Consider the following 13,235-nt stretch of genomic DNA (forward strand, 5'->3'; position numbering starts at 1 on the left):
CTACCTGACCGGCGCTCTAGGCACAGGTCCAGGTGAGGACGATGCCGTCCGATCAGCGACGTCGCGGGGCGCCAGACGGCTCGCGCGCGGCGATCCGGGCCGTTGTCATGGCCGCGGGTTCTGCCGCCCTGGCGCGAGGAGACGCGCATGCCCGACACCGATCTGCTGCTGGTCCGGCACGGCGAAGCACACTGCGACACCGCGGGCATCGCCGGCGGCGATCTCGGCTGCACCGGTCTGACCAGGCGAGGACGTTCCCAGGCGGAACGAGCCGCCCGCCGGCTGACAGTCATGCACACCACGGAGCGCCGGGTGGACGCGGTGTACGCCGACCCACGCCGCCGGGTCCGGGAGACAGCGGAGATCATCGCCGGCAGGCTGCGGATGCCGGTGATCCTCGAGTCCCGGCTGACCGAGCCCTGCCACGGCAGCGCCGACGGCCAGCCCTGGGCCGACATCTGGACCACGTTCGGCGGCACCCCCGCGGACCGTCCCGACGACCCGGTCGCCCCCGGCGCGGAAAGCTGGAACCACTTCGTCGACCGGGCCGCCGCCGGCCTGCGGCACATGGTGGAGCGCCACCGCGGCCAGCGAGCCCTGCTCATCACGCACGCGGCGACCGTCGAGGTGGCGCACGCGACAATGCTCGGGCTCCCGAACGGCCCCGACCCGCGGGCCGCGTTCGTGCTGGCGCACGCGTCCATCACCTGGTGGTCCCACCGCGCCTCGGAAACCGGCCCGCCCCGGTGGCATCTGGTGTGGCACAACTCCACCGCGCATCTGGCCCTCGGGCTACCCGACCGGGAGGTCGAGCCCGCCATCCGGGCGCGGCGTGACGTACGGCGGCCACCGGGCCGTCCGTAGGCTCTAGCCCGTGACTCCTCCGACGGTTGGAGCCGTCGGCTTCTCAGGCCGCTTCGTCGGCCTGACGGGCCAGCCCGACCCGAAGGATGTTGACCGCCGCGTTCACGTCGGCGTGCGCGGCATGCCCGCAGGCGACACAGGTGAACGCGGCCTGTGTCCTGCGGTTGTCGGCGTGGCAGTGCCCGCAGACCGCACACGTGCGGGAGGTGTTGGCAGGGTTGACCTCGACGACCACCCGTCCGGCACTTTCAGCCTTGGCGCGCAGCACAGCGAGGAACACCCCCCATCCCGCGTCAAGGATCGACTTGTTCAGCCCGGACTTGGCGGCCTGACCGTTCGGGAGGAACGCCCCCGACTGGTCAGGGTCGGGCTTCGGTCTGGCCCTGCGGGTCATGTTGGTGACCCGCAGCGCCTCGACGGCGATCAGATCATGCTCACGGACCAGCCCGACGGCCACCTTGTGGGCAAGATCGAGCCGCTGGCGGCGCACCGCGCCGTGCAGCGCCGCGACCTTGGCGACCGCCTTCCGGCGCAGGGTGGCCTGCTGCGAGGAGAACGACCAGCGGCCCTGATCCGGGTCACAGGCGCGGATCTCCTTCAACTGGGCGGACTGGTCACCGTAGCGGATCATGGTCTTCGACGGGTGACGCCAGGCGTCGCGGCGTTCCTGCAACGCGGCGTTGTACGGCGCCCGATGGTCGCCAAGCATCACACTCAGCGCCGCGGCCTGCCGGGCGGTCGGGCGGAGCAGGAACTTGAAAGCCCGCCTCACCAGGCGTACTCCGTGCCCCACGGCCACTCGTACCGGGTGTCGACATATCGACGGACCGTGTCCACGGACACCACACCGACAGCGGCCACGACATACGACCGTGACCACAGGATGGGAAGCCCGGACCGCAGGTGCCCGAACCCCGCACGCAGCACATACGAGGAGAAACCCTTGAGCTGGTTGGCGACATACGATAGGGAGTGCTTCGAGTGAGCCCTGACGGACAGGTACACATGGTCGGGCATGACATCCAACGTGATGACCGACCCGGCAAGCACGCGACGGCGGTACTTCGAGCACCCCACGACGTGGTACCCGAGGTCATAGACTCCACCCGCGCCCACCATCACCCACCGAACCATGATCCAAGTATGCCAGTGCCGCACTATCAGGGCTGTGGTCCGTACCCGACCCCCCTGACACCTGAAAGCACCAGCCCCCTCCGGAGCGCCTGATGGACGGCCAGGGAGAGCACCCCGCAACCGAGACCCCACCCGCCGGGGACGCGGCCCAGGCCCGGCCCGGCGGCCCGGAGCCGGAGCCCGCCGGCGCCGGGGCGGTCTCCCCGCCCCGCGACCGGGAGACTCCCCCGCTGGCGGGGCGGCTGCACTACCTGATCGGCGGGACGCTCCCGCCCCGCTACAACGACTGGATCTCGAACGACCTGACCGGCCCGGGCTGGCGGGTCCGCCAGGCGCTGCGCCCGTTCCTGCTCATGGTGCCGTTCGCGATCGTGTTCGCGCTGCTGCCCGGCCAGGTGAGCGTGCGGCTCACCCTCGTCGTGTTCCTCCTGCTCTCGGGGATCGGCCTCGGCTTCGCCACCAGCGGCTTCTTCCGCAACCGCCGCCTGGAGCAACACGGCTTCCCGCCCGTCTTCACCGTCTCCGAGGACTAGCTCCTAGCTCCGGACGAGCCCCGCCCCGGGCGGGCGCCGAGCGAGCGCCGCCGAGCCCCGGGCCGACGGCGGGGTCAGGCCGGGACGTCGGCGAGGATGTCCTTGGTCGCGGAGAGGCCCAGGCGGGTGGCGCCGGCGTCGACGAAGGCCAGGGCCTGCTCCGCGGTGCGGATGCCGCCGGAGGCCTTGACGCCCAGCCGGCCGCCGACCGCGGCGACCATCGCCCGCACCGCGCGCAGCGAGGCGCCGCCGGCCGGGCTGAAGCCGGTCGAGGTCTTCACGAACTCGGCGCCGCCGTCCTCCGCGGCCCGGCAGGCCGCCGTGATGCTCTCGTCCGGGAGCAGGGCCGTCTCGAGGATCACCTTGAGGATCACGTGCGGCGGGACGGACAGTCGCACCTCGGTGATCTCGGTCTCGATGGCGCGCCAGTTCTCGTCCATGATGTTCGCGATGTCGACGACCATGTCGATCTCGGTCGCGCCGTCGGCCACCGCGCGCCGGGCCTCCTCGGCCTTGATCACCGTGAGGTGTGTCCCGTGCGGGAAGCCGACGACCGAGGCGACCGCGAACGACGGATCGGCGTCCTTGCCGTCCTGGCGGGCGCTGGCGGCGGCGAGGAAGACGTGGGTCGGGGCGACGCAGACGGTGCCGACGCCGAGTTTCGCCGCGTCCGCGCAGAGGTTGACGATCTCCTCGCCGGTCGCCTCGGGGCGCAGCAGGGTGTGGTCGATCATGCGCGCGAGCTCGGCGCGGCGGGGCGCGACCCGACGCCCGGCGGCGTCGGAGTCGGCGCCCGGCGCGGGACGGTCGGGTCCGGCGGGAGCCGTTGTCATACCTTGCATCATCGCCCATGCGCAGTGTGGGTTCTCGAGTGTCCCGGTAGGAGCCAACCGTGCAGGTTCAGGTCGTCGATCATCCGCTGGCAGCGACCGCGCTCACCGTCCTGCGGGACGAGCGCACGGCACGCGCCGCCTTCCGCGCCGCCCTGCACGACCTGTCGACGATGCTCGTCTACGAGGCGACCCGCGAGCTGCCGACGATGCCCGTCTCGGTGACGACGCCGCTGGCGACCACCGCCGGGGTGGTGCTCGCGGCCGAGCCGGTGGTCGTGCCCGTGCTGCGGGCCGGTCTCGGCATGCTGCCGGCCGCGCTCACCCTGATGCCGGACGCGCGGTCGGCGTTCATCGGCCTCTCCCGCGACGAGACGACCTTCGAGCCCCGGGTCTACCTCGAGTCGGTGCCGGCGGACCTGGCGGGGCGGCCGGTGTTCCTGCTCGACCCGATGCTGGCGACCGGCGGCTCCGCGCTGCACGCGCTGCGGCTGCTCAACTCCCGGGGCGCCACCGGCATCGTCGTGGTCTCCGTCGTCGCCGCACCCGAGGGGGTCGCCGCGCTGGAGGGCAGCGGCCTGGACGTCAGCGTGGTCACCGCCGTGGTGGACGAGAAGCTGAACGACACCGCCTACATCGTTCCGGGGCTCGGCGACGCCGGCGACCGGATCTACGGCGCCGTCTAGCCCGGAGCCGGGCACGGGACCATGCATGCCAGGTCCCACCACCCGGTGATGTGTGGCGGCTCAGAGAGTCCTGGCTGTCACTCGACCGCCGCAGTTACTCGGGCAGAGCGCACAAGGCCTGGCCTGCGTGAATATCCATCGTTTCCGACCGTCTCCGGGGACGCCGGTGCTTCCGCGCACGCCGCGCGCTCGACGACGCGGCCACCACGGGTCACGGGCAGCCCGCAGGCCCGGGGACTCCCATCAGGGCGGCGGCACCGTCGCGCAGCGCGTCCAGCTCGGTCCGGGCGTGGCGGCGCGCGGCGGCCGGGCCGATCGCCGCCACGGTTTCGCGGTCCGTGACGGCCTGCAGATAGATCTTGAGCTTGGGCTCGGTGCCGCTGGGGCGGGCGACGACCCGGGCTCCGCCGTCCAGTTCGAGGAGCAGGACGTCCGCGGGCGGCAGGCCGGCGAGCCCGTCAGGACCGTCCACCGCGCCGGTGAGCAGGTCCCGGACGGCGGTCACGGGACGGCCGGCGACGCGGTCGGGCGGGGACGTCCGCAGCCGGCGCATCGCCGCGGCGACGGCCGCGAGATCGTCGAGGCGGACGGACACCTGGCCGGTGGCGAACACGCCGATGCGGCGGTGCAGGTCGTCGAGGACGTCCAGCAGGGTGCGCCCGGCGCGTTTCTCGCGCTGCGCGGCCCGCGCGAGGGCCAGCGCGGCGGTGATGCCGTCCTTGTCCCGCACCAGGTCGGGGGCCACGGCGTAGCCGAGGGCCTCCTCGTAGCCGAACACGAGGCCGGGATCGGCACGCATGATCCACTTGAAGCCGGTCAGGGTCCGGGTGCAGGGCACGCCGTGGTCGCGGGCGAGCTCCACCAGGGCCGAGGAGCTGACCACGGTCGTCGCGACCGGTCCGGGCCGCGCCCGCAGCACGTGGTCGGCGAGCAGCAGCCCGATCTCGTCCCCGGTCAGCACCCGGCCGCCGACGGCCGCGGCGCACCGGTCCGCGTCCGGGTCGTTCGCGAGCACCAGGTCGGCGCCGACGCGCTCCCCCAGGGCGAGCACGGCGTCGAGCACTCCGGGCTCCTCCGGATTCGGGAACGGCGCCGTCGGGAAGTCGGGATCGGGCTCCCGCTGGTCGACGACCGTCACCGGCACGGGCAGGCCGGCCCGGGTGAACACCGCCTCCAGGACGTCCGCGCCGACGCCGTGCAGCGGCGTGTAGGCGATCCGGAGCGGCGGCCCGTCCACCGGCGGGGCGGTGTCGACCGCGCGCACCGCGCCCTCGACGTACGCGGTGACGATCGAGGCGTCGAGGCGGGTCCAGCCGTCGGCGAGCGGGATCGCAGCGGCCGGGCCGACCGCGGCGATCTCGTCCTCGATCTCGGTGTCGGCCGGGGCGACGAGCTGGGCGCCCCGCCCCGCCTCACCCACGGGACCGCCGAGGTAGACCTTGTAGCCGTTGTCGGACGCCGGATTGTGACTCGCCGTGATCATGATCCCAGCCACCGCGCTCAGGTGACGGACTGCGAACGCCAGCACCGGCGTCGGCGTCGGCCCCGGGAGGAGCAGCGCCCGGGCGCCCTGCCCGGCCAGGACCCGGGCGGCGTCCAGGGCGAAGTGGTCGCTGCGCCGGCGCGCGTCGTAGCCGATCACCACCACCGGCGGACCGGTCACGCGGCGTTGCAGCCAGGATCCGAGACCGGCGGTGGTCCGCCGCACCACGGCGGTGTTCATCCCGGCCGGCCCGGCCCGCAGCGGCCCGCGCAGCCCGGCGGTGCCGAAGGCCAGCGGTCCGACGAAACGCTCGGTGAGGGCGCGGACGTCACCCGCGGCCACCAGCCCGGCGAGCTCCGCCCGGTCGCCGGGGTCGGGGTCTGCCGCCAGCCAGGACGCGACCCGCGACGCCAACGGCTCGGGCAGCCGGCCGACCTCCGCCGTCACGGCGCCCTCCCCGGTCGTCACAGAGCAGTCATCACGAGGCGGCGCTCACAGGGCTCGTCAAAGCGCGGTGATGACCTCGGCGAGCATCGAGCCCATCCGGCCGGCCGCCGCGGCGCCGGCGGCGAGGACCTCGGTGTGGTCCAGTGGCGCGCCGGTCATCCCGGCGGCCAGGTTCGTGACCAGCGAGAGCGCGAGCACGTCGATGCCGAGCGCCCGGGCGGCGATCGTCTCGTGCACCGTCGACATGCCGACGAGGTCGGCACCGAGCCCGCGCAGCATGCGGATCTCGGCCGGTGTCTCGAAGTGCGGGCCGGGCAGCGCCGCGTAGATCCCTTCGACCAGGCTCGGCTCCACGGTGCGGGCGAGCGCGCGCAACCGGGGCGAGTAGGCGTCGGTGAGGTCGGTGAACAGCGGGCCGACCAGCGGCGAGCGGCCGGTCAGGTTGAGGTGGTCGGCGACCAGCACCGGTTGGCCCACGTGCAGGTCGGAACGCAGCCCACCGGCCGCGTTCGTCAGGACGACGGTGCCCGCGCCGGCGGCGTGCGCGGTGCGGACGGTGTGCACGACCCGGGAGAGGTCGTGGCCCTCGTAGGCGTGCACCCGGCCGAGGAAGACCAGCAGCCGCCGCCCGCCGAGCAGGATGGAACGGGCCGTGGGCGCGTGCCCGGGAACATCCGTGGCGGGGAAGCCGCCCAGGTCGGCGAAGTCGACGTCCACGACGTCGGTGCCGAGACCGGCCAGGACGTCCGCCGCGGGCCGCCAGCCGGACCCGAGGACGATCGCGACGTCGTGCCGGTCGGCTCCGGTGCGCTCGGCCAGGCAGGCCGCCGACGCCACGGCGTCGGCGGCGCTGATGATGTCGCTGTCCGCCACCAGGCGACTGTACGACTCGTCGGCATACCACTCCCGCGTGGCCCCGGCCCGGCCCCGCCTGGCGTTTCGGGAGCACACTGGTGAGGTGTCCCTCGTCCCCTCCGTCCGGAAGCCCCCGCGGGTGCCGCTTGAGGACGGAGAGCTCATCGAGGTCGTGCTGCGCGGTCGGATGACGGACCCGGCCGGTGGCGGGCGAGTCACCGCGAAGGCCGAGCGCTTCGTCGGGCATCGCCTCGGCACGTCCCGCTGGATCATGCTGACCACGCGGCGGCTGCTGGTGGTCGCGCCCTTCCCGCGGGAGGGCGACTGGTTCGACGTCTCCTACGACCGGCGGGACGTCTCCGCCTCCCGCGGCCTGCGGCACGGCGAGGTGATCGTGGTCGAGCTGAAGACCCCCGGCGGACGACAGATCCTGCGGCTGCCGAACCGCATGCGGTCTGAGGCGGCACGCCTCATCAGGGCCCTGCGCCCGGCCGAGCCCACCCCCCGCCAGACCTGAGCGCCGCCACCACGGCCGCCACCACGGCCCACGCGGCGATCATCGGCAGGGCCGTCCGATAGGGTCGACAGCGACGTGACGCGGCTCCCGATCAGTCGCATCAGTCAAATCAGCTATTGGTGACATCAGCACTAGCGGTGACATCAGCAAGTGGTGACACAGGACGGATGACCATGTCGACAGCCGCCAGCACGCCCGGAACGCACAGCACCGCGATGCGTACCCACCTGTGCGGTGATCTGGGGCTCGGCAACGCCGGCCAGCGGGTGACGGTCTGCGGGTGGGTCGCGCACCGCCGCCAGCACGGCCAGTCGCTGATGTTCGTCGACCTGCGCGACCACTCGGGCCTGCTCCAGTGCGTCGTCGACGGCTCGGTCGACGCTCGTTCCGAGTACGTCCTGCGGATCACCGGCACCGTCACCGCCCGCCCGGAGGGCACCGCGAACCCGGCCCTGGCCACCGGCGAGGTCGAACTGACGGACTGCGCCGTCGAGGTGCTCTCGGTCGCCGCGCCGCCGCCGTTCCCGCTCGACGACCGGGCCGACTCCGTCGAGGAGAGCACCCGGCTCACCTACCGGTACCTCGACCTGCGCCGCGACCGGATGCAGCGTAACCTGCGCACCCGCTCGGCGGTCCTCGGCGCGCTGCGCACCGCGTTCGCCGACCGTGGGTTCGTCGAGGTGGAGACGCCGCTGCTGATGCCGTCGACGCCGGAGGGCGCACGCGAGTTCGTCGTCCCGTCCCGGCAGTTCCCGGGCAGCTTCTACGCGCTGCCGCAGTCGCCGCAGCTTTTCAAGCAGCTGCTGATGGTCGGCGGGATGGACCGCTACTTCCAGCTCGCGCGCTGCCTGCGCGACGAGGACCTGCGCGCCGACCGGCAGTACGAGTTCACCCAGCTCGACCTGGAGATGAGCTTCGTCGGCGTCGACGACATCCTCGATGTGGTCTCCGCGGCGGTGCTCTCGGCCGCCGCCGCGGCCGCGGCGGGCTCCGGGCGCGCCGTGCCCGAGATCGAGCGGCTGACCTGGCATGACGCGATGAACCGGTTCGGGGTCGACAAGCCCGACCTGCGGTTCGGGATGGAGCTCGTCGAGCTCACCGCGATCTTCGCCGACAGCGGCTTCAAGGCGTTCGCCGGCGCCCCGGCGGTCAAGGGCATCCGGGTGCCGGGCGGGTCGGCCACGCACAACCGCAAGGCGCTCGACACCCTCACCGACCGCGCCAAGAAGCTGGGCGCGAAGGGCCTGGTGTGGATGCGCGTCGCCGCCGCCGGGGGGCTGGAGTCACCGGTCGCGAAGTTCCTCTCCCCCGCGGAGCTCACCGGGATCGTCACGGCGACCGCGGCCGAGGAGGGCGACCTGCTGCTGCTCGTCGCGGACGAGTGGGAGACCACCTGCGAGGTGCTCGGCCAGCTGCGCAACGACCTCGGGCGTCCGCCCGCCGGCGCGGGCGAGCTGCGTTTCGCCTGGGTGGTCGACTTCCCCCTGTTCGTCGGCGTGGACGCGGCCACCGGGCGGCCGAAGCCGGGGCACCACCCGTTCACCCGGCCGCATCCCGACGACGTCGAGAAGATGGAGTCCGAGCCGCTGGCGGTGCGCAGCCTGGCCTACGACCTGGTGCTCAACGGGTGGGAGCTGGGCTCGGGGTCGATCCGGATCCACGAGAGCGAGCTGCAGCAGCGCGTCTTCGGGCTGCTGGGCATCTCGCCGGAGGAGGCGAAGGCCCGGTTCGGGTTCTTCCTCACCCCGTTCGGGTACGGCGCCCCGCCGCACGGTGGATTCGCGTTCGGTATCGACCGGCTTGTCGCCATCCTCGCGGGTGAGGACAACATCCGTGAGGTCATCGCCTTCCCGAAGACCCAGTCCGGGCTCGACCCGCTGACCGGCGCTCCCACGACGATCGACGAGCGGCAGCTCCGCGAGCTCGGTATCCGCGTGGTCGCCCCCGCCGTGCCCGGTCCGGCGGCGCCCACCGTTCCCGCCGCGCCCGCCCGCCCGGCATCCTGACAGCGGCCGGGTTCCCCTGTCCCCGGCGCGGCGGAGAGATCCCGGTCAGTCACGCGGAACTACTCGCCGCCACGAAAAGTCAAACTAAGATAACTCTCAGTCGGAGCAAATCCGGACACTGAGGCGCGCGTGGCCAACGACCCGTAAGGGGTGTGCCTTCGTCCCTTCGGGGGGTACGGCCGCGCGATCTGGGTAACCAGCCCGGAGAGCTCGCTGCCCGAGTTCCGGGCCCGCCCGCTGGCGGGGCCCGCTCACCCGGAGGAGCCGCGGTGCACATTCCCTTCTCGTCGTCGCCGAGTTCGAGCCTTGGGATCGAGTGGGAGCTGGAACTCGTCGACCTGCAGAGCCGGCACCTGCGTGGCGGCGCGACCGAGATCCTCGAGGACCTGCGGGCCAAGGTCGGCGAGGAGGGCGCCGCCAAGGCCAAGCACGAGCTCTTCGAGTCGACCATCGAAGTGATCACCGGGGTGTGCCAGACCGTGCCCGAGGCCACCGCCGACCTGCTCGGCACGGTCGAGGTGCTGCGGGATCTGGCCGAGCGGCGCGGCATCGGTCTGATGTGCTCCGGCACCCACCCGATCAGCGAGTACTCCACCCAGAAGATCACCGCGGACGACCGCTACGACCGCCTGGTCGGCCGGATGCAGTGGCTGGCCCGGCGGCTGCTCATCTTCGGGGTGCACGTCCACGTGGGCGTGCGCTCGCCGGAGAAGGCGATGCCCATCGTGAACGCGCTGATGTCCTACGTCCCGCACTTCCTGGCGCTCTCGGCGTCCTCGCCCTACTGGCTCGGCTCGCACACGGGGCTCGCGTCGTCGCGCTCACGGGTGTTCGAGAGCCTGCCGACCGCCGGCCTGCCCTACCCGCTGCACGACTGGGCGGCGTTCGAGGGGTTCATGGAGACCCTGGTGACGGCCGGCACCATCGAGACGATCCGCGAGGTGTGGTGGGACATCCGCCCCCACCCCAACTTCGGCACCGTCGAGCTGCGCATCTGCGACGGCCTGCCGACGCTGCTCGAGGTCGGGGCGGTCGCCGCGCTCGCGCAGTGCATCGTCGACCGGATGAACACCCAGCTCGACCGCGGGTACCGGCTTCCGGCCCCGCAACGCTGGGTGGTGCAGGAGAACAAGTGGCGGGCCGCCCGCTACGGGCTCGACGCGGAGATCATGGTGGACGACCGCGGCACCGTGCGCCCGGTCCGCACCGACATCACCGACCTCGTCGAGGATCTCCTCCCCGTCGCCCGCCGGCTCGGCTGTGAAACCGAGCTCACCAACGTCGACCGGATCCTCACCGCCGGGGCGAGCTACACCCGACAGGAACTTGCCGCGCGGCGGGCCGGCGGAGACCTCACCGCTGTGGTCGATACGCTGCTTGCGGAGATGAACGCGGGGCGACCGGTCACCCACGGGTAGCCGGCCTGCCGGAGCGACAGCGGAGGGCCCGGCCCGGTAGATGACAGCGGACATGACACACAGGACCGCCGCGGCGGGCATGCCGATCACGGTGGCCTGGCTCGCGGAGCACGAGGACGAGCTGATCGCGCTGCGGCGTGACCTGCACGCCCATCCCGAGCTGGGCCGCCAGGAGCATCGCACGGCGCGCGTCCTGGAGGAACGGCTGCTGGCCGCCGGCCTGAGCCCGCAGCGGCTCCCCGACGTGCCCGGCCTGTGGTGCGACATCGGCGCGGGGGTCGACTCGGGCGGCCCGGTGGTGATGCTGCGCGCCGACATGGACGCGCTGCCACTCGCCGACGTCAAGGACGTCCCGTACCGGTCGACGGTGCCGGGCGTCGCCCACGCCTGCGGGCACGACGTGCACACCACTGTGGCCCTCGGCGCCGGTCTGGCGCTCGCCGAGCACGCCCGGACGCACCCGTTGCCGGGTACCGTGCGGCTGCTCTTCCAGCCGGCGGAGGAGACCATGCCCGGCGGCGCGCTCGACGTGATCGACGCCGGCGTGCTCAAGCCGGTGACCTCGGCGATCACCGTGCACTGCGACCCCGCCCTCGACGTGGGCACCATCGGGCTGCGCTCCGGCCCGATCACCTCGGCCGCCGACGCGGTGGAGATCACCCTGGCCGGGCCGGGCGGGCACACCTCACGGCCGCAGAACACCGTCGACCTGGTGTACGCCCTCGCCCGACTGGCCGTGGACCTGCCGGCCGCGCTGTCCCGGCGGGTCGACCCGCGCTCCGCGCTCTCGCTGGTCTGGGGCCAGATCCAGTCGGGCACCGTCACGAACGCCATCCCGCGCACCGGCAAGCTGCGCGGGACGATCCGCACGCTGTCCCGGGAGACCTGGGAGGCGGCGCCGGAGCTGGTCGAACACCTCGCCGAACAGCTCGTCGCCCCGTACGGGGCGCAGATCGCCGTCGACTACGTGCGCGGCGTCCCGCCGGTGGTCAACCACGCGGACGTCGTCGACGCGTTCGGCGCGGTGGTCGACGCGGTGTTCGGGCACGGGGCGGCCACCTCGGTCGCCCAGTCGCTGGGCGGCGAGGATTTCGGCTGGTATCTCACCCACGTGCCCGGCGGCCTGGCCCGGCTGGGCACCCGGACACCGGGCGGCCCCACCTACGACCTGCACCAGGGCAGTTTCGACGTCGACGAGCGCGCGGTCGGCGTCGGTGTGAGGTTCCTCTCCGCCGCCGCCTGTGAGCTGCTCGACCGCTCGGCCGACCCGGTGGGCCCGGACGACCTGGCCTAGGCCAGGTCGTCCGGTGCTGGCAGGCCGGGCAGGCCCGGATCAGGCGATCGGACGTCCACGGAGCTCGGTGACGTACTCGGAGGGGGCGCCGGCCTTCTCCGCCGCGTCCGCGATCATGTCGAGGTAGTTGCGCGACGGCAGCCCGCCCTCGTAGGTGTTCAGCACGTACGTCCAGGCCAGGCTCTCGCCGTCCAGGGTCGAGACCCGCACCCGGATGCGGGTGTAGAGGCCGGTGTCGGCGCCCTCCCAGATGTCGAGCCGCTCCAGGTCGTAGCGGTCGAGGTCGTACAGCAGGACGTACACGTGGGCGCCGGGCGCCTCGACGATGGTCGCCAGCGCTCCGTCCCAGCCGACGTTCTCACCGCCGAAGGTCAGGCGCCAGCCCCTGATCCACCCGGTGCCGATCACCGGGGAGTGCGGCGTGCGCTGCTTCATGTGCGCCGGATCGAGGTTGCTCGCGTAGGCGGCGTACTTCGTCATCGTCGGGGTCTCTTCCGATCTCCCCCGCCCGGTGCGAGAGCGCGGGGGTGGCTTCCACGCCGGGTGCGGCCACCGGCGTCACGGGGATGGACCGACGTCACGGGGGGCGTCCGACGTCGGTGGAAGATACTACGGAGGCCGCCGCACCGGGACGAGAGGGACGTCGGAAGAGGGGCAAACTAGGGAGGTACGACGAGCTCTGGAGGATCCCACGTGACGCGCATCGTCATCCTTGGCGGCGGACCCGGCGGCTACGAGGCGGCCCTGGTCGCCGCGTCCCTCGGCGCGACCGTGACCGTGATCGACTCAGACGGCATCGGCGGGGCGTGCGTCCTGACCGACTGCGTGCCGTCGAAGACCCTCATCGCGACATCGGAGACGATGACGAACTTCGCGATGGCGCCGGCGCTGGGGGTGCGCCCACATGGCGACCCCTCGGCCGAGGTCGGCAGCTGGGAGCTGACCGGCCTGCCCCACCTCACTCCACCGGACGTGGTCACGGTCGACCCCGAGCAGGTCAACGAACGGGTGCGGGCGCTGGCCCGGGCCCAGTCCGCCGACATCGAGCGCCGCCTGGAGCGGGAGCGGGTCGAGGTGGTGCACGGCACCGGACGCCTGGTCGGCCCGCACGCGGTCGAGACGTCCGACGGCGAGACGTTCGTCGGCGACATCGTCCTGGTCGCCACCG

General features: G+C 72.9%; 14 protein-coding genes. 8 read left to right on the forward strand and 6 right to left on the reverse strand.

Features of this window, described 5'->3' with window-relative positions; genetic code table 11:
• The first annotated feature begins 147 nt into the window (after positions 1-147).
• Complete coding sequence (locus E0504_RS46395; protein ID WP_112105623.1) at positions 148-864, forward strand: histidine phosphatase family protein; 717 nt, start codon at positions 148-150, stop codon at positions 862-864.
• 43 nt (positions 865-907) lie between these two features.
• On the opposite strand, the gene E0504_RS46400 is transcribed toward E0504_RS46395, so the two are convergent.
• Positions 908-1,636: an RNA-guided endonuclease TnpB family protein gene (locus E0504_RS46400; RefSeq protein ID WP_112105630.1), complete on the reverse strand. Its 729-nt coding sequence runs from the start codon at positions 1,634-1,636 to the stop codon at positions 908-910.
• Positions 1,633-1,983, reverse strand: a complete 351-nt coding sequence (gene tnpA, locus E0504_RS46405; RefSeq protein WP_235013833.1) for an IS200/IS605 family transposase — start codon at positions 1,981-1,983, stop codon at positions 1,633-1,635. Before tnpA ends, E0504_RS46400 begins: the two co-directional genes overlap by 4 nt.
• A gap of 107 nt (positions 1,984-2,090) precedes the next feature.
• Here tnpA and E0504_RS46410 point away from each other — a divergent pair, with 107 nt between their 5' ends.
• Positions 2,091-2,531: a DUF5313 family protein gene (locus tag E0504_RS46410; RefSeq protein ID WP_112105621.1), complete on the forward strand. Its 441-nt coding sequence runs from the start codon at positions 2,091-2,093 to the stop codon at positions 2,529-2,531.
• A gap of 74 nt (positions 2,532-2,605) precedes the next feature.
• Here E0504_RS46410 and deoC read toward each other — a convergent pair whose 3' ends face one another.
• Entirely contained in the window at positions 2,606-3,373 is a 768-nt protein-coding gene (gene deoC, locus E0504_RS46415; protein ID WP_235013832.1) for a deoxyribose-phosphate aldolase, read from the reverse strand.
• Positions 3,374-3,423: 50 nt separating this feature from the next.
• Here deoC and upp point away from each other — a divergent pair, with 50 nt between their 5' ends.
• Positions 3,424-4,047: a uracil phosphoribosyltransferase gene (gene upp / locus E0504_RS46420; RefSeq protein ID WP_112105619.1), complete on the forward strand. Its 624-nt coding sequence runs from the start codon at positions 3,424-3,426 to the stop codon at positions 4,045-4,047.
• 211 nt (positions 4,048-4,258) lie between these two features.
• Here upp and E0504_RS46425 read toward each other — a convergent pair whose 3' ends face one another.
• Entirely contained in the window at positions 4,259-5,977 is a 1,719-nt protein-coding gene (locus tag E0504_RS46425) for a phospho-sugar mutase (RefSeq protein ID WP_165938844.1), read from the reverse strand.
• A 57-nt stretch (positions 5,978-6,034) separates the two neighbouring features.
• On the reverse strand, positions 6,035-6,850 hold the full coding sequence (locus E0504_RS46430) for a purine-nucleoside phosphorylase (RefSeq protein ID WP_112105617.1): 816 nt from the start codon (positions 6,848-6,850) through the stop codon (positions 6,035-6,037).
• A gap of 85 nt (positions 6,851-6,935) precedes the next feature.
• On the opposite strand from E0504_RS46430, the gene E0504_RS46435 reads away from it, so the two are divergent.
• The 4 genes from E0504_RS46435 to E0504_RS46450 all read left to right on the forward strand — a co-directional run bounded on the left by E0504_RS46435 (position 6,936) and on the right by E0504_RS46450 (position 12,067).
• Positions 6,936-7,349 carry a hypothetical protein gene (locus E0504_RS46435; protein ID WP_041256640.1) on the forward strand — a complete coding sequence of 138 codons (414 nt, stop codon included), beginning with the start codon at positions 6,936-6,938 and terminating at the stop codon, positions 7,347-7,349.
• 173 nt (positions 7,350-7,522) lie between these two features.
• Positions 7,523-9,355, forward strand: a complete 1,833-nt coding sequence (aspS, locus tag E0504_RS46440; protein WP_112105616.1) for an aspartate--tRNA ligase — start codon at positions 7,523-7,525, stop codon at positions 9,353-9,355.
• Positions 9,356-9,624: 269 nt separating this feature from the next.
• Positions 9,625-10,773, forward strand: coding sequence for a glutamate--cysteine ligase (locus tag E0504_RS46445; RefSeq protein WP_112105615.1), 1,149 nt, complete (start codon positions 9,625-9,627; stop codon positions 10,771-10,773).
• 52 nt (positions 10,774-10,825) lie between these two features.
• Positions 10,826-12,067 carry an amidohydrolase gene (locus tag E0504_RS46450; RefSeq protein WP_235013830.1) on the forward strand — a complete coding sequence of 414 codons (1,242 nt, stop codon included), beginning with the start codon at positions 10,826-10,828 and terminating at the stop codon, positions 12,065-12,067.
• Positions 12,068-12,106: 39 nt separating this feature from the next.
• Here E0504_RS46450 and E0504_RS46455 read toward each other — a convergent pair whose 3' ends face one another.
• On the reverse strand, positions 12,107-12,547 hold the full coding sequence (locus E0504_RS46455) for a gamma-glutamylcyclotransferase (RefSeq protein WP_020463372.1): 441 nt from the start codon (positions 12,545-12,547) through the stop codon (positions 12,107-12,109).
• A gap of 213 nt (positions 12,548-12,760) precedes the next feature.
• Between E0504_RS46455 and E0504_RS46460 the strand changes: the two genes are divergently transcribed.
• Positions 12,761-13,235, forward strand: a 475-nt coding sequence (locus E0504_RS46460) for an FAD-dependent oxidoreductase (protein WP_165938845.1), incomplete at its 3' end; no start/stop codon positions are given.

It is taken from the genome of Parafrankia sp. BMG5.11 (assembly GCF_004337455.1).

Bases quoted from the DNA above. Each gene is read 5' to 3' on its own strand.
- E0504_RS46395 (WP_112105623.1), top strand. From the start codon at position 148: ATGCCCGACACCGATCTGCTGCTGGTCCGGCACGGCGAAGCACACTGC.
- tnpA (WP_235013833.1), bottom strand. From the start codon at position 1,983: ATGGTGGGCGCGGGTGGAGTCTATGACCTCGGGTACCACGTCGTGGGG.
- E0504_RS46410 (WP_112105621.1), top strand. From the start codon at position 2,091: ATGGACGGCCAGGGAGAGCACCCCGCAACCGAGACCCCACCCGCCGGG.
- deoC (WP_235013832.1), bottom strand. From the start codon at position 3,373: ATGCAAGGTATGACAACGGCTCCCGCCGGACCCGACCGTCCCGCGCCG.
- aspS (WP_112105616.1), top strand. From the start codon at position 7,523: ATGTCGACAGCCGCCAGCACGCCCGGAACGCACAGCACCGCGATGCGT.
- E0504_RS46450 (WP_235013830.1), top strand. From the start codon at position 10,826: ATGACACACAGGACCGCCGCGGCGGGCATGCCGATCACGGTGGCCTGG.
- E0504_RS46455 (WP_020463372.1), bottom strand. From the start codon at position 12,547: ATGACGAAGTACGCCGCCTACGCGAGCAACCTCGATCCGGCGCACATG.